This is a genomic window from Arthrobacter sp. HMWF013 (assembly GCF_003061105.1).
GTDB lineage: Bacteria > Actinomycetota > Actinomycetes > Actinomycetales > Micrococcaceae > Arthrobacter.
Genome location: NZ_QAIQ01000528.1, coordinates 4,441 through 4,942, shown reverse-complemented (window position 1 = coordinate 4,942; position 502 = coordinate 4,441). Strand labels below are relative to the sequence as shown.

Below are 502 nucleotides of genomic sequence, written 5' to 3'. Positions count from 1 at the left end.
CGGCCCTGCCGTTCCGGGGCTCTTTCATCCGGCCGGACATTCCAGCCCGGACGTCCGCCATGGTTGAGGTGCTGATCGTCGGTGGTGGCCCGGTGGGCCTGTTCCTCGCCGCGCTGCTGCTTCAGGAAGGCGTGGGAGTAAAGGTCCTGGAACAACGGACCGGCCGGGACCTGCACTCCCGGGCCATCGGCATCCACCCGCCGGCCCTCGCGGCGCTGGACAGTGTGGGAGTTGCGGACGCCATGGTGGAATCCGGTGTGCAGATCCGCCGCGGCATCGCCGTCAGCGGCGGCAGGACACTGGGGTCAATGTCCTTCGCCCCGGTTTCGGACCGTTTCCCGTTTGTCCTGTCACTCCCCCAGTTCATCACCGAGACCCTGCTGGAGCAGCGCGTGAAGGAACTGGACAGTTCGGCTCTGGTCAGGGGCGCCCGGGTAACGGAAGTAGCGGACGACGGCGGCCTGGTCACCGTTTCCTTTGACGGCACCACCGGCGCCGGTTC

At 67.7% G+C, this 502-nt stretch carries 1 protein-coding gene; it reads left to right on the top strand.

Features of this window, described 5'->3' with window-relative positions:
• Positions 1-59: 59 nt before the first annotated feature.
• The coding region (locus DBR22_RS24765; protein WP_258229291.1) for an FAD-dependent oxidoreductase at positions 60-502 on the top strand (443 nt) is incomplete at its 3' end.